Origin of the sequence: Flavobacterium collinsii, from assembly GCF_902804485.1 — a bacterium.
In the GTDB taxonomy this organism is placed as follows: Bacteria; Bacteroidota; Bacteroidia; order Flavobacteriales; family Flavobacteriaceae; genus Flavobacterium; species Flavobacterium collinsii.
In genome coordinates, this window is record NZ_CADCST010000086.1 from 44160 (window position 1) to 66178 (window position 22019).

General features: G+C 34.9%; 14 protein-coding genes. 6 read left to right on the forward strand and 8 right to left on the reverse strand.

Annotated elements, in window-relative coordinates; all coding sequences use genetic code 11:
- Positions 1–530 precede the first annotated feature (530 nt).
- The gene (gene metK / locus FLA105534_RS12910) at positions 531–1781 is read left to right on the forward strand and encodes a methionine adenosyltransferase (protein ID WP_173966537.1); all 1251 of its coding nucleotides are present in this window, start codon (positions 531–533) and stop codon (positions 1779–1781) included.
- A gap of 618 nt (positions 1782–2399) precedes the next feature.
- Complete coding sequence (locus FLA105534_RS12915; RefSeq protein ID WP_173966538.1) at positions 2400–4775, forward strand: tetratricopeptide repeat protein; 2376 nt, start codon at positions 2400–2402, stop codon at positions 4773–4775.
- 348 nt (positions 4776–5123) lie between these two features.
- Here FLA105534_RS12915 and FLA105534_RS12920 read toward each other — a convergent pair whose 3' ends face one another.
- Positions 5124–6590 (reverse strand): M28 family metallopeptidase, encoded by a 1467-nt coding sequence (locus FLA105534_RS12920; protein WP_173966539.1) that lies wholly within the window; start codon positions 6588–6590, stop codon positions 5124–5126.
- A gap of 180 nt (positions 6591–6770) precedes the next feature.
- Between FLA105534_RS12920 and FLA105534_RS12925 the strand changes: the two genes are divergently transcribed.
- On the forward strand, positions 6771–8543 hold the full coding sequence (locus FLA105534_RS12925) for a DUF4153 domain-containing protein (protein WP_173966540.1): 1773 nt from the start codon (positions 6771–6773) through the stop codon (positions 8541–8543).
- A gap of 60 nt (positions 8544–8603) precedes the next feature.
- On the opposite strand, the gene FLA105534_RS12930 is transcribed toward FLA105534_RS12925, so the two are convergent.
- From FLA105534_RS12930 to FLA105534_RS12940, 3 genes are all read right to left on the reverse strand, one after another.
- The gene (locus FLA105534_RS12930) at positions 8604–10805 is read right to left on the reverse strand and encodes a CDC27 family protein (protein WP_173966541.1); all 2202 of its coding nucleotides are present in this window, start codon (positions 10803–10805) and stop codon (positions 8604–8606) included.
- 91 nt (positions 10806–10896) lie between these two features.
- Entirely contained in the window at positions 10897–13584 is a 2688-nt protein-coding gene (locus FLA105534_RS12935) for a carboxypeptidase-like regulatory domain-containing protein (RefSeq protein ID WP_173966542.1), read from the reverse strand.
- Between the two features lie 31 nt (positions 13585–13615).
- Positions 13616–14515, reverse strand: coding sequence for a GLPGLI family protein (locus FLA105534_RS12940; protein WP_173966543.1), 900 nt, complete (start codon positions 14513–14515; stop codon positions 13616–13618).
- A 224-nt stretch (positions 14516–14739) separates the two neighbouring features.
- On the opposite strand from FLA105534_RS12940, the gene FLA105534_RS12945 reads away from it, so the two are divergent.
- Both FLA105534_RS12945 and FLA105534_RS12950 read left to right on the forward strand, forming a co-directional pair.
- Positions 14740–15558, forward strand: coding sequence for a hypothetical protein (locus FLA105534_RS12945; protein WP_173966544.1), 819 nt, complete (start codon positions 14740–14742; stop codon positions 15556–15558).
- Complete coding sequence (locus tag FLA105534_RS12950) at positions 15558–16172, forward strand: deoxynucleoside kinase (RefSeq protein WP_173966545.1); 615 nt, start codon at positions 15558–15560, stop codon at positions 16170–16172. The genes FLA105534_RS12945 and FLA105534_RS12950 overlap by 1 nt, the downstream gene beginning before the upstream one ends.
- A 268-nt stretch (positions 16173–16440) precedes the next feature.
- Here FLA105534_RS12950 and FLA105534_RS12955 read toward each other — a convergent pair whose 3' ends face one another.
- The 4 genes from FLA105534_RS12955 to FLA105534_RS12970 all read right to left on the reverse strand — a co-directional run bounded on the left by FLA105534_RS12955 (position 16441) and on the right by FLA105534_RS12970 (position 21456).
- The gene (locus tag FLA105534_RS12955; RefSeq protein WP_173966546.1) at positions 16441–18993 is read right to left on the reverse strand and encodes a sodium-translocating pyrophosphatase; all 2553 of its coding nucleotides are present in this window, start codon (positions 18991–18993) and stop codon (positions 16441–16443) included.
- Between the two features lie 122 nt (positions 18994–19115).
- Positions 19116–19646, reverse strand: coding sequence for an inorganic diphosphatase (locus FLA105534_RS12960; RefSeq protein WP_173966547.1), 531 nt, complete (start codon positions 19644–19646; stop codon positions 19116–19118).
- A 110-nt stretch (positions 19647–19756) separates the two neighbouring features.
- Positions 19757–20356, reverse strand: coding sequence for a DNA-3-methyladenine glycosylase family protein (locus FLA105534_RS12965; protein ID WP_173966548.1), 600 nt, complete (start codon positions 20354–20356; stop codon positions 19757–19759).
- Between the two features lie 47 nt (positions 20357–20403).
- Positions 20404–21456, reverse strand: a complete 1053-nt coding sequence (locus FLA105534_RS12970) for an acyltransferase (protein ID WP_173966549.1) — start codon at positions 21454–21456, stop codon at positions 20404–20406.
- 375 nt (positions 21457–21831) lie between these two features.
- On the opposite strand from FLA105534_RS12970, the gene FLA105534_RS12975 reads away from it, so the two are divergent.
- A complete protein-coding gene (locus tag FLA105534_RS12975; RefSeq protein ID WP_173966550.1) occupies positions 21832–21978 on the forward strand; it encodes a hypothetical protein in 147 nt (48 codons plus the stop codon).
- Positions 21979–22019: the final 41 nt, after the last annotated feature.

Sequence of the window (22019 nt, forward strand, 5' to 3'; positions counted from 1 at the left end):
TTTTTTCTGGTTTTATATTGTTTTCTGACTTAAAAAGTGATTTACAATCCGGTTTCTTTTTGGAACAAAAAAACCCCTGCGAGCGGCAGAGGTTCTATATGTATATTTCTTTAAAAAAACTACAACAGTGTCTCTGCGGAAGGCTCCGGCATCATACATGACATATTGCAAATCGTTAATTTCATTTTTTGTTTTATTTTGATGGGGCAAATTTGCGAACTATTTTTTAATCGACCAAACAAAAACCAAAATAATTTCTATTACCCTATCAAAATAGTATGATATGTTAAATTTCTGCTTCTAAAATCAAAAAAATGAAAAGTTTAATTTGCAAATCAAAATGGTTTTATACCTTTGCACGCGAATACAGAGGAAAAATTTGAACTGATTGCAACCTCTTCATAATGAAACGGTTCGTTATGGGTACTGAAACATAGATTTCGGTAGTAAAAAATGCTAAAGCAGAAATTCTCCTTTAGCCCTTTTTAGCAATTATTTTTTCTCGCTTAATTTTAATTTAATAAATTATTATGGCTTATTTATTTACGTCAGAATCTGTTAGTGAAGGGCATCCAGACAAAGTTGCAGATCAAATTTCGGATGCATTAATTGATAACTTTTTGGCATTTGATGCTGACTCAAAAGTAGCTTGTGAAACTCTGGTTACTACAGGTCAGGTAATTTTAGCTGGTGAAGTAAAATCGAATACTTATCTTGATGTGCAGCAAATTGCTCGCGAAGTAATCCGTAAAATTGGATATACTAAAAGCGAATATATGTTTGAGGCTAATTCTTGTGGAATTCTTTCGGCAATTCATGAGCAATCAGCAGATATTAATCAAGGGGTAGACAGAGCTAAGCCAGAAGAGCAAGGTGCTGGAGATCAAGGAATGATGTTTGGTTACGCTACAAACGAAACCGAAAACTTCATGCCATTGGCACTTGATTTGTCTCATAAATTATTACAAGAGTTAGCTATCTTAAGACGAGAAAATAAGGAAATCACTTATTTACGCCCTGATGCTAAATCACAGGTAACTTTAGAATATAGTGACGATAATAAACCAACTCGTATTGATGCGATTGTAATCTCAACTCAACACGATGATTTTGACGAAGAAGCTACCATGCTTGCTAAGATCAAAAAAGATATTATCGAAATTTTGATTCCAAGAATCATTGCTAAAAATCCAGCGCACGCGCACTTATTCAATGATAAAATCAACTACCACATTAATCCAACAGGAAAATTCGTTATTGGAGGACCTCACGGAGATACTGGTTTAACAGGAAGAAAAATTATCGTGGATACTTACGGTGGAAAAGGTGCTCACGGTGGTGGTGCATTCTCAGGAAAAGATCCAAGTAAAGTAGACAGAAGTGCTGCTTATGCAACACGTCATATCGCTAAAAACTTAGTAGCAGCAGGTGTTGCTGACGAGATTTTAGTACAGGTTTCTTATGCAATTGGTGTTGCTGAGCCAATGGGTATTTTTATTGATACTTACGGAACTTCTAAAGTAAACTTAACTAACGGTGAAATCGCTAAAAAAGTGGAAGCTATTTTTGATATGCGTCCTTACTTTATCGAACAACGTTTGAAATTAAGAAACCCTATTTATAGCGAAACTGCGGCTTACGGACACATGGGACGTAAACCAGAAACTGTAACTAAAACTTTCTCTGCTCCGGGCGGAAACGAAAAAACAGTTACTGTGGAATTGTTTACTTGGGAAAAACTTGATTTCGTTGATCAGGTAAAAGCTGCTTTCGGATTATAGATCTTAAATTATTAGACAACTATTTGTCTTAAGCATAAGAGAAACCGGTTTCTATTTTTAGAAATCGGTTTTTTTATTTTAATATCTGACGAGCTGTATCATTCGACAAAATCAATATTTTAATTCAACGCAGATGAAACGGATTTACTTCGTAAAAACGCGGATGAAAACGGATTTTTTCTTGACTTCTTTACTGGAAGAAAATTCAAAAAAGTAGGTATACAATTTGAATTATAATCCAATCCGAAAATAGACATAACAAAAAAAGGCTTTCTAAAATTTTAGAAAGCCTTTTGGTATTTTCAGCTAATTCGATAGTTTTCAAATAGTAAATCCGTTTTGATCCGCGTTTTTACGAAGTAAATCTGCATCATCAGCGACTAAAATTCAACACAAACACATATTTTCTATCGCTTCCTTCAATTGATTATAACCAGTTGTTTCGTTGTTCGACCATTTATTCCATCATTTGTACCACTTATTTAATTCTCACAAAATCATCTATAATAAGAAATTAAATTTACGCTTCTTCTGTAAGAAAAAAACAAAGTTTCTTAATAAAGCTTTACTAATCTTTGACTTATAAACGAAGATAATGAACAACAAAATTCATATAATATGAAAAAAGAAGAATTACCTTCGTACCAGATTCTCGCTGCAAGTGAGATAGAAAAAAAGATAGGCAAACTTCCACCACCATCCCGATTTTATATTTATGATGAAGACGAAGATGAAGATGACACAGAGAATCCAGACATGCTGTATTTTGACGGCGATGTCACTCTTTCTGAAAATCAGCTTAAAACCTTAAAAGAAAAAGATTATCATTTTAACATTGCAGTAAAAGGTAATCTTACCCTTGAAGGACATTTTCATACCGGCTGTAATAATTTATGGGTTACTGGTAACCTTTATTGCGACTCTCTTGCTAATACTGCATCTTTAAGAGTGAAAGGAAAAATAACAGCCCGTTATTTTGTTTCTTTTTTAGCCGAAGACCATGAAGTATTGTGGACCACCTCTAAATTAAAGATTGAAACCCCATATGTCTTTTCGTGGTTTTACGATTTATCTAATATTAAATTAAATCGTGACGCCATTGTTTTTATCCTCTGCGACGGCTCAGATTATCAAAAAATGGCTTTTAAAAACCCTTGTTTTTTCTGGCATAGTGAAATTTTTGTCCTAAAGCCCGAATTATTATATCCGATTTACTATGGCGCTGTCGATGATTCTCCAATATGGAATTTTGACATGATATCTCAAACACTGCAAAAAGACGAAAGCATCTTTATCGAGGGCTTTAATCCTGATTCCTTACTTCTTGAGGAACAAGCCAAAGAGTATACCCGTTTACAACGCTCTAAAGAAGCTTTTGCTATACGCAAACAACAATTAGCATTATCACCCGCCTATTATGATCCATACTTCAGGGCAGGAATACTCCTTTTTAATACTGGAGCTTACGAGCAGGCAATCCCTTATTTAGATACTGCAGCCAATCTCTTTCCTGATAAATTTAAAAATTTAAGTAATCAAGCTGCCGATTTTACTGCCCTGGCAAGAATACGTCTTCGCCAATTAGATGAAGCGGTAAAATGGGCTGACTTTTCAATAGGCGATAAAAAGACAGATCGTGATAAAAATAAAGATGCTTATGATTATTATAATGAAGAAGATAAACTGCATTTTTCGTATCGCGTACGCGCAGAAGCTTATCTCCTCAAAGGAGATTGGAACAAAGCAAAATCTGACTTAGAAACAGCGCTTGATATAATGCATGACCATAGTTCCTCAAATTGGCTGATGGGCTTGGTATTTCATCATTTTGGTGATGCACAGAATGCAAAAAAATACCATGACCTGGCTAAAAAAACAAATAAAAGGTTTGAAGCAGATTATGACATAAATAACAGTTCCGATTTCTTTTATAAAGCTCCAACTAAAGTAAACTGGACAGATGAGAACATTGAAGTAACCGAAATTGTTCAGGATGGTGCGTATTGGTTAGATTATTTAAAAAGAGAAGGATATGAAGAGTTTAATAAAGTTCCTAAGGAATACAGAACTTTAGACTTTTGTATCAATGCTATAAAAATGATTCGCTCTGGTTATATTGTAAGTATTGCGAAGTATTTCCCAAAAGACCTGCTTGAAACTAATGAGCTTATCGAAGCTTTATTAGAACACAGCATCTGTAGCCTTAATTATGTTCCTAAAAAATGTATTACCAAAGAGCTGCTGCTTAAATCCAAAGGTGATTTTCTTGATCCTAAATATATTCCTGCTGGGCTATGGGATCAGGAATTGTGTGATTGGGCGGTTACCGTTACCTCTGAACTAAATAAACTGCCCAAACATTTATTAAATTACAATTTATGCCTAAAAGCCGTTCAGCACAAAACCCATTCTATTGAGAATGTTCCGGACCAATATCGTGATGAACACATGTATTTAACAGCTTTGGCCTATAGCTATCAAAAAAGCCATTATATCCCATCACTATACTACAGTTCCGAAATGATCTGCAAAGCGATAGATATTAACCCTATGGCTATTGATCGAATTTCCGGAAAATACATTAATGAGCATGTATTTAATCATGCTAAAAACAGTATCGATCCTGATATATTTGCTCAATTAGCCCGTAAGCATAGTACGAATTTTAGGGAACATATCAATCACCCAAGATTAGCAGATGCTTGCTGGGCTGTGTTTTGGGATGAAAAATTACTGTTGTCTGAAATTGTCCAAAAATATACGGGTATATCTGGTTCAGATATACCTAAAGAAAAATATACACAAGCCATTGCTGATGCATTTTTAAAACATCATCCTTATGAATTGATGTATGTTCCCAAAAAATTTATCTCGGCAGAAATAGCCAAAGAAGTTTTAAAGAAACGCGATTTTACAGAAAATTTTCCAAGAATCGGTGATTTTTCTAAAAGTGTACGAAAAGTTATTCGAAGTTATTCTGATTCAAATAAATAAAACAATACTAACAACAACAACTCTATCGAAGTAAAAAAGGCTAATAACTCAGATCTAAACAAAAAGAGGCTGTCTATTCATTTTAGACAGCCTCTTTTTTAATTGAATATGGTCGTTTTCTAATGTTTAAATCTGTGCGTTATTTCAACGCGGATGAAACAGATTCGCTATCGCGAAAGCACGGATAAAAACAGAATTTTTTTCCTGATTTATTAGTTGCTAAAAATCCCTGAAAGCTTTTACATTCCATAAATCGATAGTAATCTAATTCAATCTGTTTTTTTTCAGCGTTTTTACGAAGTAAATCTGCGTCATCAGCGTCTAAAATTCAACACAAACCACTATTTTCTAACGCTCTAATTGTACGTTTGGCAAGGTCTTAGGACGACCTGCATCATTCGATAAAATCCAGCCTGTACGGTAGATCCATTCGGTCATTTTGTGCAGTTTCACGAAGTCAATGTTTTCAGACTCGTCCATCGGTGTATGATACTGACTGTGTAAAACACTGGTATAAAAAACAGACGGAATTCCTTTTCTGGCATAAGGCAAATGATCAGAGCGAAAATAAAAATACTCCGGATGTTCCGGTCTGTCCCAAAGTTTGTCTAAATCAAATTTAGGCCCTTCATCGTTTGCTTTTTTAGCAATAGCAACTAAATCTGAAGAATTTTCGTGGGGAGAACTGGACCCTAAAAGAGCCGCCTGATTGACATTGTTTCTTCCAATCATATCTCCGTTTAATACCGCTACAATGTCTTTCTCTGGAACGGTAGGATGCGAGGCATACCATCTTGAACCTAACAAACCACGCTCTTCTGAACCATGGAAAACAAACAGGGAAGTTCTTTTTCCAGGCTGCTTTTTATAGGCTCTTGCAATGGCCAGCATGGCAACACAAGTACTCGCATTATCATCGGCTCCGTTGTAAATAGAATCCTGTCCGTACTTTTGTCTTACTCCATCGTGATCCTGATGTCCGCTAAAAAGAACATATTCATTTTTTAATTTTGGATCAGTTCCTTCAATTTTACCAACAACATTCACTGAAGGATATTTATACGTTTCTGAAATTACTTCTGTCGACAAAAAATCTTTGGTACTTTTTAAATATTCCAATTGGTCGTTGTGCACCCAAAAAACGGGCATTGTACCTCCAATTTTATCACGGAAACCTTCAATTCCATAAATCCCTCTTGTCATTTGCGGTTCCACCTGAGACCAGCTTTGCTCTGCCAATTCATCGGCGACCATAATAAGGGCTGTTGCTCCCTTTTTGACTACAAGATCGTAATATTTGTTTCGAACCAGACCCGGATAACGTCTGTCAAAAAGCGAAATATCGTCTGCGATTCCTTCTTTGGATGCTAATAATACAACTGCTTTCCCTTTGATATCGGCTTTTTCAATTTCTTCTTTTGTAGCCGCACCCAAATAAAGCAATGGTGCATCTAGTTTAATGTTCGTGGTTTCCGCTACTAAAACATCTTTCCACAACTTGTATTCTTTTTGTCCAATTTTAAATTTTGTATTCGGAGTCACCTGATGCCTGTACAAATCAAAAAACTGAAAATAGGTTCCATCATCACCTGCAGGAGCCATTCCTGCTTCTTTGGCTTTATTAGCCAACCACATTGATACTTTTAATTCATCTAAAGTTCCTGCTTCACGACCATTAAAGTGATCACCAGCCATTTGGTACATATCGGTTTTGAGGTCTTTATCTGTAATTGCTGAAACTAAAGGTTTTTTAATCGCCTGCGAAAAAACTACTCCTCCGTAAGCCATTAAAACGAGGATCATTTTATTTTTCATACGTTTTAAATTTAGTATTCCAAACTTAGTGATTTAAAGAGAAAAAAACACTTCTCAGGCTCTGAAACATTGCTGAAATACAAAATCAGCAAAATGCCGGCATCCTTTTTTTAGCATTGTCATTTTTATTTGTTTATCTCTTACAATTCACCTTACTTTGTACAAAATATCTGATAAAAAATGAGCAAACTACCATCCTTACAAAATGTTCTAAACGCAACGCTAAAAACGGTTCTTCGATTTCCGTTAGAAATAATCACCGCCATTTCAGGAACTATATTTGCCATCATTCTTAATGAAGTGCGTTACAATAATTCCAACAAAGAGTTTTACGAAAAAGTTTTAATGAGCTGTTCATTGTGTCTGGTTTTATTTCTCTCCATCAGCTTATTTTTCCTCGCTTCTAAAAAAAATAACATACTGCGCTTTACAGTCAGTATCGTTTTAGGGAGTCTGGTTTTTCTGTTTGTGAATAGTTTTCATAAATACACAACGGATGTAGAAATACAGCAGTTTTTTGTCCTGAATATTGTATTCCATTTGTTAGTTTCATTTGCGGGTTTTCTGCCCAGAACTTATAATCAGGATGAATTTTGGGAATTCAACAAACAGCTTTTCCTTAGAATTCTAACGGCCGGTTTGTACAGCATCGTGCTTTATTCAGGTTTGGCCTTGGCAATTTTGGCCGTCGACAAGCTTTTTAATGTTGATTTTTACGATCATATTTATCTGCATGTCTTTTTTATTATTGCCGGGATTTTCAATACGACTTTCTTTTTGAGCGGAGTTCCCGAGACTAATAGCCCTCAAGCTCCATTGGTTTTGAATTATCCTAAAGGACTTAAAAACTTTACTCAGTTTGTACTATTGCCTTTGATAAGTCTTTATCTGGTTATTCTAATCTGTTATGAAGCAAAAATTATAATAACCCTTTCACTGCCAGTCGGCTGGGTTTCTTATCTCGTTCTGGTGTTTGCAATTTTCGGAATCCTTTCCTTTTTATTGGTTCATCCTATTGCGACAGAAACCGGTAATCTTTGGATGCGAACTTTCAATCGTTGGTTTTACTTTCTGTTGATTCCGCTATTGGGATTACTTTTTTGGGCTATTTTATACCGAATAGATCTTTACGGATTTACACATGAACGCTATTATGTGCTGTTAATGTCGGTATGGTTATCAATTGTTGTGGCCTATTTTCTCTTTCAGAAACATCCTAAAATAAAGTTCATTCCAATAAGTTTATGCCTTGCAGGTTTGTTTTCTATAGCCGGACCACAAGGCGCCAATTCGATTTCGAAATACAGTCAGCTGACTCGATTTGAAACTTATATGCAGAGAACAGACGACAAAAAACTAAATTTCAAACAACAACAGGAGCTAAGCAGTATTGTGTCTTTTCTAACGGATAATTATGGTATCGAAATTATGGTCCCTTATGCCAAAACCAAGCTGGAAGCACTGCTTAAAAAAGAGAAAGACCCAAGCGATTATGAAATCATGGAAGCTTTAGGCTATGAATATGAATCCAGCTATGCCCGCGAAGAAAACAAAAGTGAACAATTTTATTATTCCAACTACGACTTAAGTACGGTGGAGAATATTCATGGTTATGATATGGCTTTCACCCTTTCCAATAATGACTCTTTCGAGTGTACCGACTGCATCAAAATTAACAACAAGAGTTATTCGATTACCTCCACAACTGAAGATTACGGCCTCAACTTAAAGATCAATCAGGATAATATTCCTTTAAAAATTATTGATTTTGTGAATGCAAATCCGAAGTTCAGTCCAAATCACAATTCGAATAAAAAAATTAATCAGGAAGTTGAAACGGATCATTATAAAATTTTAATTACTTATCTTAATGCGAGCGGCTCACTGAAAAACAAAAAGAAAACATTAAATTATTACAACATAAAGGTCCTGGTGAAGATCAAAAATCAGTAAAAATAAACCCGACAGTTTACCGAAAACTGTCGGGGTATTACTTTACGAAAGACTCCTATTTTAGTACGTTCCGTTTTGCATTTTTTCTAAGACTTCTTTCATCTCGCTTACTGTTTCTTCATCCTGAACTGTCCCGGAGTACTGCAATGCTTTTTCCTGAGTTTGGATTGCTTTTTCTTTTTGCCCGTTTTTATAATACAGCTGTGCTAATGTATCTAAATAATAAGGATTGTTTTTAGTTACAATCAGACTGTATTCAGACCAATTAATTGCATTTTTTACAAAATCAACATTGTCCTGTTTTGAAACAACTTCCCAGGCTGCTGAATTGCACAGATCAGAAAAATATGCTTTCAAAGAATTCCATCCTTCAAAAGAAAATTCACCAGAAGAATCTAGTGCATTGTACAATTCGTCTAATCTTTCAAACGGATTGCCTTTTTCTAACGATAAATATTCATTAAAGAAACCATTAAATTCTTTCGGATATGCAGGCTCATCTTCCAGAATAGCAAAATAGTTTTTATAAAGAAATAAGCTACCCTTGCCTGATTCGATTAACTTTTTATAACTCTTAATTGTCTGATTTTTATTTGTTTTACCAGGAATTTCATCCCCTAAACCGTTACCATTCGTATACAAAGCGTTGGAAATTTGATCTACTAAAGAAAAATCCACCGGTATAGTTGTTTTTTCTTCGCCTTTGGTTGCTTCAATCGCATCATAATGCTTAATTAAATAATCAATCGCAAGAAAATCAGTAGTATTAAACACTCTGTCTTCATTAAAAAACAACTTATAAAACCCCTGATTATTAATTTCTTTAAGGATCGTTTCAACCAAAAGCATATTCGGTTTTGTATCTTTTTGATGGTTTTCAATTACTTTTTTCCAAATTTGCAAAACATTCTTTTTTTCAAAAGTAAACTTACCCAGTTTAAAACCTGTCGAAATTACTCCATTTTCTGTTTCGGAACCTGTCTCATAATCCCCTAAAATGGCTGCTTGGTTAAAGGCCGCAATCAGATCAGCATCTGTCGCTTTTTTATTTCTGATAACCTTATTAAAAATATAGAAAGCATTTGCTTTCTCAAGCTTTTTTGGAAATCCGTTATAAAAATTAAATACTCCTTTCTCCTCCTCTAAAGTAGATTTCACACTGGTCAGAACATCACCGGCATTATTTAAAACAATCACACTGCGTGTATCTGCAAACTTATTTTTCTTAAGCCAGTTTTTATCATCTGTACTCGCTAAATAATAATTAAAAACATCAAATTCAGCATGATAGGCATCATACATATTAGTTGAAATTTCTGCTTCCCTATCTTTCACAAATTGATCAAAATCGGCTTTTGCGGAAGGATTTTTATCGTCTGAATAAACAACCAAAAATTTCGTTTTTGAATTTTTAGTTGCCGCAATAGCATCCTTTAAATTATTTTCGATTTTAAGTTTAAAATCGAACTTCGGAGAATCATTTTCCTCTACACCAGCTATACTATCTGTAGAAACCGCTTCATTGCCAAAATTTTCATCAACTAACGACTCTTTGCCTGGATAGGTCCAATTAGGAATGTTCTGACTCTCAATAGCACTAACTCTTACTTCACTTTCAGGCTTCTGCTCTTTCTCATTTACAAAAAACAACGGATTCTTCCCTCCTTTATCAGAAATCTGAAGTTTATTTGTTTTCTTATCCAAAAAACCGGAAATCTTTAAGTCCTTCTCAATACCCGAATTGTATTTAATTGTTATTTCTGCAACATCCTTCGGCAGAGCATACTTATAAAGCTTAGTTTCGGTTTCAGAACCTTCTAATACTAAATACAAAAAATCACTTCTATCAATGTTAAATTCTATATCCGCATCTCTCCATTCCGGATCTATTTCATTCTTAATATCTAACAGTTTTTGATATTGAATTGCCCCACTTCCTTTTTGTGTTCCTATATAAAATGGATAAAAAGAAGGATCTATAAATTTAACTTTAACTTTTTTTGCATTCTTATCCTTTATCATAGCAAGATCGAAACCTTCTTCAGTGCTCAACTCTTGAGAGAAAGATAATGAATCTCCCTTTATACTGTAATCTCCCGAATACAATATTAATTCGTACTTATTATTCTCTAATAAATTTAATTTGATCTTTTGCCCTCTGTTCGCCGACAGATAAGTTCCTTTTTCAATACTTTTTGTTTGAGAAAAAGAAGTAAAAACTAAACAAAAAAACATTAAAAAACTCCATGTAAAATTGCGCATGTTTAAAATTTTGGTTGTTAATATCGCGCGCAAAGATACCTTATTGTAATTGAAATTGAGTACTAAAAATATAACATTTGTACTTAAAATACTATAAATTATATTTCATCGAAAAGATAATATAACGAGGCTGTACCGTGTATTGCGAAACTCTTGTAGAAAACTGCGAAAAGCTATCATCATTAAGATATTTTGTATTTAAGAGGTTAGTCGCCGCTATTTTGTACTCCCATTTGCTGTCCTTTTTTTGATAAATTAAGCTTGCGCTCAAGAAATCATACTCGTTATCCACCGTTTTATTGCCATTATAATAATGGTAAAACTCATATTCAGAAACAAACGAAAAACTTTTCAGAAAGTAATAATCCAATCTGGCAAAAGGCTTATCTGTATAAAATGTTGATCCGCTATATTTGTTAATTAGTGCATTATATCCAAATTCGATGTTCGGAAAGTTTTTATAATTTGTTGAAGCTTTTACGGTATAGCTTTGACTAAAACTCTCCGTTGTTGCCAGAATATTGTTCTGAATATTATTGAATTTTGACCAATTGAAAGTTGCATTGGCAGAAGCTTTATAATTTTTCAGGAAAGAACGTCCGTAATTCCCCATTCCGGTAAAAGTTTCATCGGCCAGATTCGAATTATAGGGCGACGAAGACTGGTTAATTCCTTCAAAATTGGCTTTGGTTTTAATGGCATCTACTTTTTTAGTATAGGTTGCGTTGGCAAAAATGTTCTCAAAATTAAACATATTGTATTTGAAATAACGCAGCGAATGTACCTGTGAAGTGGCATTTTCGAGATAGCGATTTCCTCTAAACAAACTGCTGTAATCGGACAAAACATAACCCGAAGCCAATTGATTGATATCGGTAAAATCGTTCGACAAAGAGAAATTATAGGTCAGCGTTTCTGATTTTTTGATTTGGTACAAGGCAAAAAAATCAGGCAATACTTTGACGAAGTTTTGCGAATAATCTGTTCCGGATTGGGTATTTTTCATGTTGTAGGTATGCACACTCACCCCGGGTGTCAAGGTAAATTTCCCAGCCAGTATCTTGTAGTGAAACCCCAGAAACGCATCATTAAAATTGTACTTTACCTGATTGTTATTCTCCGAATCATTCAAATCATTTTTAGTACCATTGTCCAGAATCTGAAAAATATGCGAATTAAAATCCTGATACGAAAATGTGTTTCCAAGGGTAATATTGATGTTGCTTTTTGGTGTTACCATATAGTAATAATCCAATTTAGCATCTACTTTATTTGTTTTCACAAATCGCTGCTGGTTCAGGTCGTTTCTATCCTGCCCTAAAGTATAGCCTGCCAGATCAAAAGGCTGTGTGCGCAAATTAGCATTGTAAAATGGATTTTCATCCTGATACAAATGCTGCATTTCAAAAGCAAAAATGTTTTTATCGCTCTGGGTATAATACAAACTTAGATCCTGATTTACCGAGGTCGGGTCCTGTTTTTTATTGGTTAAAATAGTCTCTAAAGCCGAAATATTACTCACAACCGATTCCCGCAGTAAATTGGTATCTTCATTTTGCTTGGATAATTTCGTGAGAATATCATAGTCAAACTGAAATTTGTCGTTGGGTTTATAACTTGAACTGAGTTTAAATAATCCTAAATTATTTTTCTGATGGGTCAGTTCATCTCTTTTTTGCTCGTTTCCCGAATCTAAAATAGTGGTTTGCGATTTGGTTTCCAGATCTGTTTTTGAAGTAGATAGTATTCCGAAACCGCTAATATTCCATTTTTTTGTAATGGAGTAGGCAAAGTTTGTGGCTCCGAATTTCGTTTCAATCTCTTTAGCGCGATTGTTTCTCAGAATCGAAATTCCCAAATCGTTAGAAGAAACATTAAAATTGCTTCCACCCTTTTTCATCATGTTTTTAAATCCGCCTGTAAACTTAAAGTAGTCCTGCGCTGTAAGTGGCAATTCGCCAATATTATTAAAATTGGTGATTAAGTTAATACTGTATTGCGGACTGTAATAAAACAGTTTAGGATTAATTATATAACGGCTATCGAGTTCTCCAACTCCAGTTCCGGCAGTTACATCACCAAACCAAAAGTTTTTTTTACCTTCTTTCAGTTTAATATTCATCGCCACATTGTCCTGATCGTTCTCTAAACCTTTTAATGCCTTAACTTCATTATAATTTCTTAAAACCTGAATTTTATCAATAGCATCGGCCGGAATGTTTTTAACGCCAAGCTTGGTGTCTCCGTCAAAAAAGTCTTTTCCTTCAACCATTAATTTGCTGACTTTTTTCCCTTCAACCTCGATTTCTCCATCGGCATTTACCTCAACACCCGGCAGTTTTTTCAGTACATCTTCCAGTTTTTTTTCAGTGCCGGATTTAAACGAATCGGCATTGTAAACGATAGTATCACCTTTAATCGACACTGGCATTTCGCGGACGATCTCAACTCCCTCCAACTCAATACCGGCATCGTCCATAACAATATTCTGAGCGATATTGATGCTTTGAGTCGAAACCGCAATTTCTTTCGATTTCATACCGAGATAACTGATTTTAATTGAATAAGAGGTGTTTGGCTTCAATGTCAATTGAAACTTTCCTTTATCATTAGTAATTCCGTAAGAATCCATAGCTTTGGTAACGGTGTTAACAGCCATTACATTGGCCATTTCCAGCGGATTCTTTTTCTCATCCTGGATAAAACCGTCAAAACGGACAGTTTGGGCAACACAAAGAGACGTCATTAAAAAAATAACGAAGACAAGTATATTTTTCATTGGAAAAAAACTAAAAGTGATGTGTTAAAAATTAACGTCTTATCAATACCGGGCCACCGCCAGGACCGCCTTCGCGTCCACGATTCATATCTCTCAATTCTTCCATTTTTTTAATGACTGTTTCGTCATAGTCCTTTTGAGAAATCACTTTCCCTTTTTTAGAAGGTTTTATCTCTGTTTTATCTTTGGCATTCAATACTATTTTAGAGCATAAAATAGTAGTTCTTCCGTCATTTACTTCCAAAATTAACCCCGGTAATCCCCAATAATTCTCAGGCCCCTGATTTACCGGAATCTCCGGCGAGTACCAGGCAGTTATAATAATCTCTTTGGGCATTTCGAAATTATCTGCAAAATTGGTCTTCGTTTCTCCCGAAGCCTTCCCGCTATCGTCTTTTTTCTCCTCCTCTTTTTTAGGTCTGAAATTCCTGAAATCGGTTTTGCTGGCTTCTTTTACTGCCGTTGCTTTGTAGCAGGTATACCCTCCTATTTGTTTTGTTTCAGCCTCCATTTTCCAATTTAGCTTAGGCAGGGAATCTATTACAAGAAATTCTTTTCCCATAAATTCCTTATCTACCGTGTAAGTTTTAGCCTTTACATCTTTATAAAAGGTTCCACCACCACCCATAAACGAATTTACCATGACACGCATTCCGCCTGCCTGTTGTCCCGGAGCGTCGAGCTTTTCTTCTTCTTTATAAATAGAAGCCGATTTGTCAAAATTCAGAATAAATGTTTTTTCAAGCATTTTCTTCATTCGCTCTTCTATGTTCTTTTGCATTTCGGGCGTAATATCACGGTTCGTACTCATGCCTTCAAATTTTGGCGCCTGTGTTTTTGATTCGTAAACCGCCATTCCCTGAAATTCTTTCTGAGCCTGCAGCTGTGTGATTACAAGCAGCATTGACATATAATAGATTACTTTTTTCATTGTGTTTTCTTTAAAAAGTGAGAGAGTCTAACAAACTTATATTCAAATGTATTGTTTATTTTAAAATACAGAAAGTTAAATATATCAACTCCTCTATCTTATAGACAAAATCGTCTATTAGCCTGACAATTATAATTTCTGAAGTATCAAAAATCTAAATCTCGGTGTTTTGCGCCATTTCTACTGTAGTTTTTCGTAATTTGGCTTTTAGAAACGTAAACATCATGAACAGAGCGACACATTTATTTCTTTTATCTTTTCTTTTTGTGGTCTGTTCTTTCTCAGCTGTTTTTTCGCAAAGTCAAAAAATAAAGACGGTGCCTCTTTCTCATTTTACCAATACTTCAGATCAGTTTCTGGGTTATGATTCTTTTGGCTACTACTATCAGATTAAAAATAATGTCTTCAGTAAAACCAAAGGAAAAGAGGTTTTTGAATATAAAAATGTTTCTCTCGGAACAATCACGAAAGTCGATTTACAAAATCCGCTTAAAATAGTTTTATTTTATGAAGACTTCAACACAGCTGTTTTACTGGACAATCAACTGAATAAAATCACAGACATTAATTTTTCCCTGAACAATACACCAATTATTGTTTCCGCAATCGGAATGTCAACACAAAACCAGTTATGGATTTACAATACTCTAAATCAGCAAATCGGCCTTTTTGATTATCTGAATAATGAATACAAAACTGTTTCTACACCTTTAACAGAAACGATAAAATATTACCAAACTGATTTCAATACTTTTTATTGGATCGACAAAAAAAACAATTGGTTTTCATGTACTATTTTTGGAAAAACCACTGCTTTGGGAAAAGTACCCGATTTTGATGCTATAGAAATCGTTAACAATCACCAGTATATTTTTAGCAAAGCTAATTTGCTGTATTTTAAAGACATTACTACCCCGGACTCAAATGCATTTTCTGAAATTGAAGTTTTAGAAAAATCGTTTGACAAATTCTGCTACAAAGACCAAATTTTATCTATTTTTACAGCTAAAGAAATCACAAATTATAAAATCGTAACACCGTAATGCACATAGCAATAGCAGGAAATATAGGAGCTGGAAAAACTACTTTAACTAAATTGTTGGCTAAACATTTCAAATGGGAACCCCATTACGAAGATGTAGTTGATAATCCGTATTTAGATGATTTTTACCATCAGATGGAGCGTTGGTCTTTTAATCTTCAGATTTATTTCCTGAACAGTCGTTTCCGTCAGGTATTACAAATTCGCGAAAGTGGAAAGAAAATTATTCAGGACAGAACGATTTATGAAGACGCTCATATTTTTGCTCCCAATCTGTATTCTATGGGATTAATGACAAGTCGTGACTTTGAAAATTACACCTCTCTTTTTGAATTAATGGAGTCATTAGTAAAAGCTCCTGATTTATTAATTTACTTAAGAAGCTCTATTCCAAACTTAGTAGGTCAAATTCACAAACGCGGACGTGATTACGAAAATTCTATTTCAATCGACTATCTAAGCCGTTTGAATGAAAGATACGAAGCATGGGTGCAAACCTATACCAAAGGAAAATTATTAATTATTGACGTTGACAATATTAATTTCGTAGATAATCCCGAAGACTTAGGAAACATCATTAATAGAATTGATGCCGAGTTGAACGGACTGTTCTAGAAACACGAATTTCACAAATTTACACCAATAGAAATGCCTCTAAATATTTAGAGGCATTTTTTGTTTTTTATATGTTTCGAACCTACGACTCTTTGTTTTGTGTGTATTTTTTTCGACACCGGATTAAAATCCGGTTCTACAAAATAGGCCGAGCCGATGGCTCTTTTTTTCGGGAATACTCATCGAAAAATAGGAAGAAATACATTATCCGATTCCCAAACCTAATTATACCTCACAGGTTTTAAAAACCTGTGAGGTATAATTATACTTATTTCGCAGCTTCTATTTTTGCTTTTACTTCGGCTTCTGTTCCTTCAAAAACTTCTGTAGTAGTTTTACCGTTTTCGGTTTTGGTTACAGTTCCCACTGTGACCCCATTAACTGTAGACAAGTTAACTTCTACTCTCTTTTTACTATATTTTGTAGTATCAAAACAATCTGTTTTTTGGTGAACGTATTTTCCGTTAGCATCATAATGTGCCAGACATTTTGCTGTTTCTTCGGCAGAACATCCTTTTTCTTTACACATTTTAGCACATTCTTCTTTACTCATCTTCGAGAAATCTCCACATTTAGAATCTCCTCCAAGGTGGATTTCCATTTTTTTACAACAGGAACCTTTTTCGGTCATTCCTGAAGACGAATGCCCTTCTCCTAAAATAGGTGCAATTACCAAGCCGATCAAACAAGTCAGTTTAATCAAGATATTCATAGAAGGACCTGAAGTATCTTTAAACGGGTCTCCAACTGTATCTCCTGTTACTGCTGCTTTGTGCGCATCAGAACCTTTATACGTCATTTCACCATTAATTAACACTCCGGCTTCAAATGATTTTTTAGCATTGTCCCAGGCACCACCAGCATTGTTTTGAAAAACAGCCCAAAGTACTCCGGACACCGTTACTCCAGCCATATATCCTCCTAACATTTCAGCTATTAGCTGATTGTTGTCTGCATAAACTAGTTTCCCTAATAATACAATTGCAATCGGGAAACCAATAGTTAGAATTCCCGGAAGCATCATTTCGCGCAAAGCTGCCTTTGTCGAAATTTCGACACATTTACCATATTCAGGTTTTCCTGTTCCTTCCATAATTCCAGGAATCTCCTTAAACTGACGACGTACTTCGTATACCATATCCATCGCTGCTTTTCCAACAGAATTCATCGCCAATGCTGAGAAAACTACAGGGATCATTCCACCTACAAACAACATAGCCAAAACTGGTGCTTTGAAAATATTGATTCCGTCAATTCCGGTAAAAGTTACATAAGCTGCAAATAGAGCCAAAGACGTTAAAGCCGCTGAGGCAATAGCAAATCCTTTTCCGGTTGCTGCGGTAGTATTACCCACTGAATCTAAAATATCTGTTCGGGTACGAACTTCTTTTGGTAATTCACTCATTTCAGCGATTCCTCCGGCGTTATCTGAAATTGGTCCGAAAGCATCGATTGCCAATTGCATGGCCGTAGTAGCCATCATTGCAGAAGCTGCCAAGGCAACTCCATAAAATCCTGCTAAAGCATAAGAAATCCAGATAGCAGCCGCAAATAATAAAACAGTTGGGAAAGTCGAAATCATTCCGGTCGCCAAACCTGCAATCACATTTGTTCCCGCTCCTGTTGATGATTTTTGCACAATTGCCATAACCGGTTTTGTTCCTAATCCGGTATAATATTCTGTTACTGATGAAATAGCTCCTCCAACCACTAATCCAACCAATGTGGCATAAAAAACACGCATTGATGAAATATCTTTAGCCCCTTCTCCAAAAAAGCTCATCTGCATGGTTTCCGGCAGCATATGTTGTACTAAAAAAAAGCAGGCAATTGCGGTTAAAACAATTGAAACCCAATTTCCTATATTTAGTGCTTTTTGTACCTGTGCTTCTTTGGCATTATCATCGGATATTTTTACCAGCGTCGTTCCAATAATCGAGAATAGAATTCCGAAACCGGCAATTGCCATTGGAAGTAAAATTGGTCCGATTCCACCAAAGGCATCCTGAATATTGCCTCCCATATCTTTAATCACATAGTTTCCTAAAACCATTGCGGCCAGAACTGTTGCTACATACGAACCAAATAAATCAGCTCCCATACCGGCAACGTCTCCTACGTTATCTCCTACGTTATCGGCAATTGTAGCTGGATTACGAGGGTCATCTTCCGGAATTCCGGCTTCTACTTTACCTACCAAATCGGCACCAACATCGGCAGCTTTGGTGTAAATTCCACCACCTACTCTGGCAAACAAAGCAATAGATTCGGCACCAAGTGAAAAACCTGCCAGTGTTTCCAGAACAACCGTCATGGTTTCGGTATCTTTCCATACGCCTCCTGATAAAATATTAAAGAAGATAATAAAGAAACCAGTAAGTCCTAACACTGCTAAACCTGCAACGCCAAGTCCCATTACGGTTCCTCCGCCAAACGAAACTTTCAAAGCCTGTGGTAAACTCGTACGAGCAGCCTGTGTTGTTCTAACATTCGTTTTTGTCGCTATTTTCATCCCGATATTACCGGCATAAGCTGAAAATAAGGCTCCAAATATAAAAGCGACTACTATTAATAAATGCGTTTTAACTCCCGGAATAAAAGTAATTCCGGCCAATGCAATACTGGCAATAATTACAAAAATGGTCAATAATTTATATTCTGCTTTTAAAAAGGCGAGGGCTCCCTCGTAAATGTGTTCTGAAATCTCTTTCATCTTTCCGTCGCCCGCATCTTGTTTTAAAACCCAAGCCCTTTTTATTCCCATGAAAAGTAATCCTAAAATTGCCATAACGATTGGCAAATAAATCATAAATGCATTCATAATCTAGTAATGGTTTTTTGGTTAATAGTTAAAAGTCAATAAACTAACTCAAACGAATTTAAACAAAAAAGCAATACTCCTGACGGTAGTATTGCTTTTTTTATAATTGGGCGGCTTATAAATTATTTAATGCTAAATAATCCTTCCGGTTTGTTTTCAATATCATCAAAACGTTTTGTACACTCAGCGATAATTGCAAATGCTTCGTTTACATCTCCCCAGCCTTCTACATCTACTTGTTTGTTTTCAAGATCTTTGTATACCTGGAAGAAATGCTCGATTTCTTTTAATAAGTGTCCGTTGATATCAGAAAGATCATTTAATGAATTCCAGATTGGATCAGAAACTGGTACACAAATAATTTTTTCGTCTGGTCCTTTATCATCTGCCATGTGGAAAACTCCAATTGGCTTTACTTCCATAACACATCCTGGAAAAGTTGGTTCATTTACTAAAACCAATACATCAAGAGGGTCACCATCAAGAGCTAAAGTTTCCGGAATAAATCCGTAATCAGCCGGATACATCATTGAAGAGAATAACATTCTGTCGAAACGCATTCTTTTAATTTCAAAATCGTACTCGTATTTATTTCTGCTTCCTCTTGGTATTTCGATCAACACATCGAAAGTTGTTAGTTTGTCTGCGGTCATTTTCGTTTTTTATTGTTTCTATAATTTCGACTGCAAAAGTAACTAAAGAATCCCTTTTTACAATAAAAAACTGCATTTATCTATGTACTTTTCTTTTAAAAAACAGTGAGTTAATAGGTAATCTTTCTATTTCTTTTGTTTAGATAATAATGCCAAAGTAAATAGGTGGCATAAGACCGATACGGACTCCATTGTTCCGAGTGAATTTCCATTTCCTTTTTGTCGTGAATATCCAATAACTCTTTAATAGTGTTGACAACCGCAATATCTCCCAACGGAATCAAATCGGGTTCCTGAAGACAGAACATCAGATAAATATCAATCGTCCAATTTCCAATTCCTTTCAGTTTAATAAGCTCTTCACGAACTTCTTTTGCCGATTTTACAGCCAAACTTTCAATGTCAAGGTCTTTACTCAGAACGGCTTCTGCCAATATTTTAATGTATTTTGTCTTTTGACGGCTTACACCCAATGCGCGAAACTCTTCGTCCGATAAAACCGCCATGGTTTCGGGATTACAGGTGGTATAAGCTTTTATTTTTAAAAATGTAGCTTTCGCCGAATCGATTGAAACTTGTTGCTCCAGGATCAACAATACCAGGGTCTCGAAACCTTGCGGCCGCTTTGGAATTGGCGGCAGTCCATATTTTTCGATAATTTCCAGAAAAACCGGATTCTTTGCAGATAGAAAATCGATGGCTTCTTGCATAACTTTTTTTTAAGATTACTCAAAATTAAACAAAATTACTGCGATAATTATCCCGAAATGTACTCCCCAAATGGAAGTTTATTCACTCCGTAAATAATAAAAGAAGATATAAACAAACACAATAAAGTAGTAATCGGAATAGCCAAAATCGGATTTATAAAATCATAATCAATTCCTGAAAAGACCAGAAAGCGAAGCACCAAAATATGAACCAGATAAATTCCGTAGCTGTATTTATTGATAAAATTAACAACCCGAATGAGAGTTGGATTTGAAATTTTTGAATTTTTGAAGAAAATAAACAATCCAATAGAGACCAGCATCACATTAAAAGTCAAGTAACCATAAAAATATTCATTAAAACGATCTTCTGCTATCGACAGAAAATAAGTTCCGAAAATGGTAATAATGGCTCCAAAAGAAAACAAGAGTACAGAAATCCGTTTCAATCTTCGGGCATCATATTGGAATGACTTGACCGACAAATAATAACCCAGAACCAGATATCCTAAAAAGCCCGTAAAATAAGTCAGATCAACATTGATTCTGAACTTAGAAAAAATGGGCTGATTGATCATTAAAGCAAAAATCCAAATGGTCAGAAAATACAATATCTCTTTTTCATTGGCATTCTGAATCCACTTGCTGAGAATCGGGATAAAAAGATAAATCCCGATCACCATATAAATGTACCATAAATGAAAGGAGCTCCCTCTGATAATAAGTATAAAGGCATGCTTAAAAATATCGACAAATGCTTTTTCAGATTCTAACAAAAATTCACTTCTGACCGTTAACAGCACATAAAAAAGGCTCCAGAATAAGAAAGGTAAAATAATTCTCGAGAACTTTTTTCTCAAGAAATCATTCAGTTCGTATTTTTTGTTCAGCATTAATGCTCCGGTAAGCATCAAAAAAACCGGTACACAAAAACGGACAAGACCGTCGTAAACATTACCTGTCCACCAGGTAAAATTGGATATATGACCGTATTGATACAGAATATCACAGGCTACATGTACTACGATCACGCTGATGGTGGCTAAAACTCTAAGATTATTTGTCCAATTTAGATTCTTACTTTCTATAGTTATACTCATAGAAACTAAATTAAGAAAAAAACTGACAATTTATCTAAAAACAAAAACCAAATGATCCTTTACTAGCAAATTTATTAGTCTGCTAATTTCTTACACTACTCTTTCTTAAAAAGCAATCCAATAACTATAAAGACCTCAAACAATTGACCAATATAGAACACAATTACTACAATATTAACAAATCATTCACAAATACATAAGCAACATCTTATATATTTACAAAATCAAGCAACCTTAAAAACGTTTGCACTAACCTATTTATTCTGACAATTTTAAAAATTAAATATAAAGAAATTCTTGCGCAAGAGTAGACATAAGCTTCAAATGTCTTTAAAAAAATTGAAGATCATTAAACCTTATAACATCAAAATTACTATGAAAAACCTAGAAGACTTTCAATGCGAAAAAATCGAAACTAAAAACATTGTTGGTGGTTATACTCCAATAAAAGAAGAACATGAGCCTGGATGGACATATATCTACAAAGATCATAAAATTTCTGAAGTAAATTATGATATTTAAAAGTTAAGTAGATTATAGAAATCTAACATCATTGATGATGT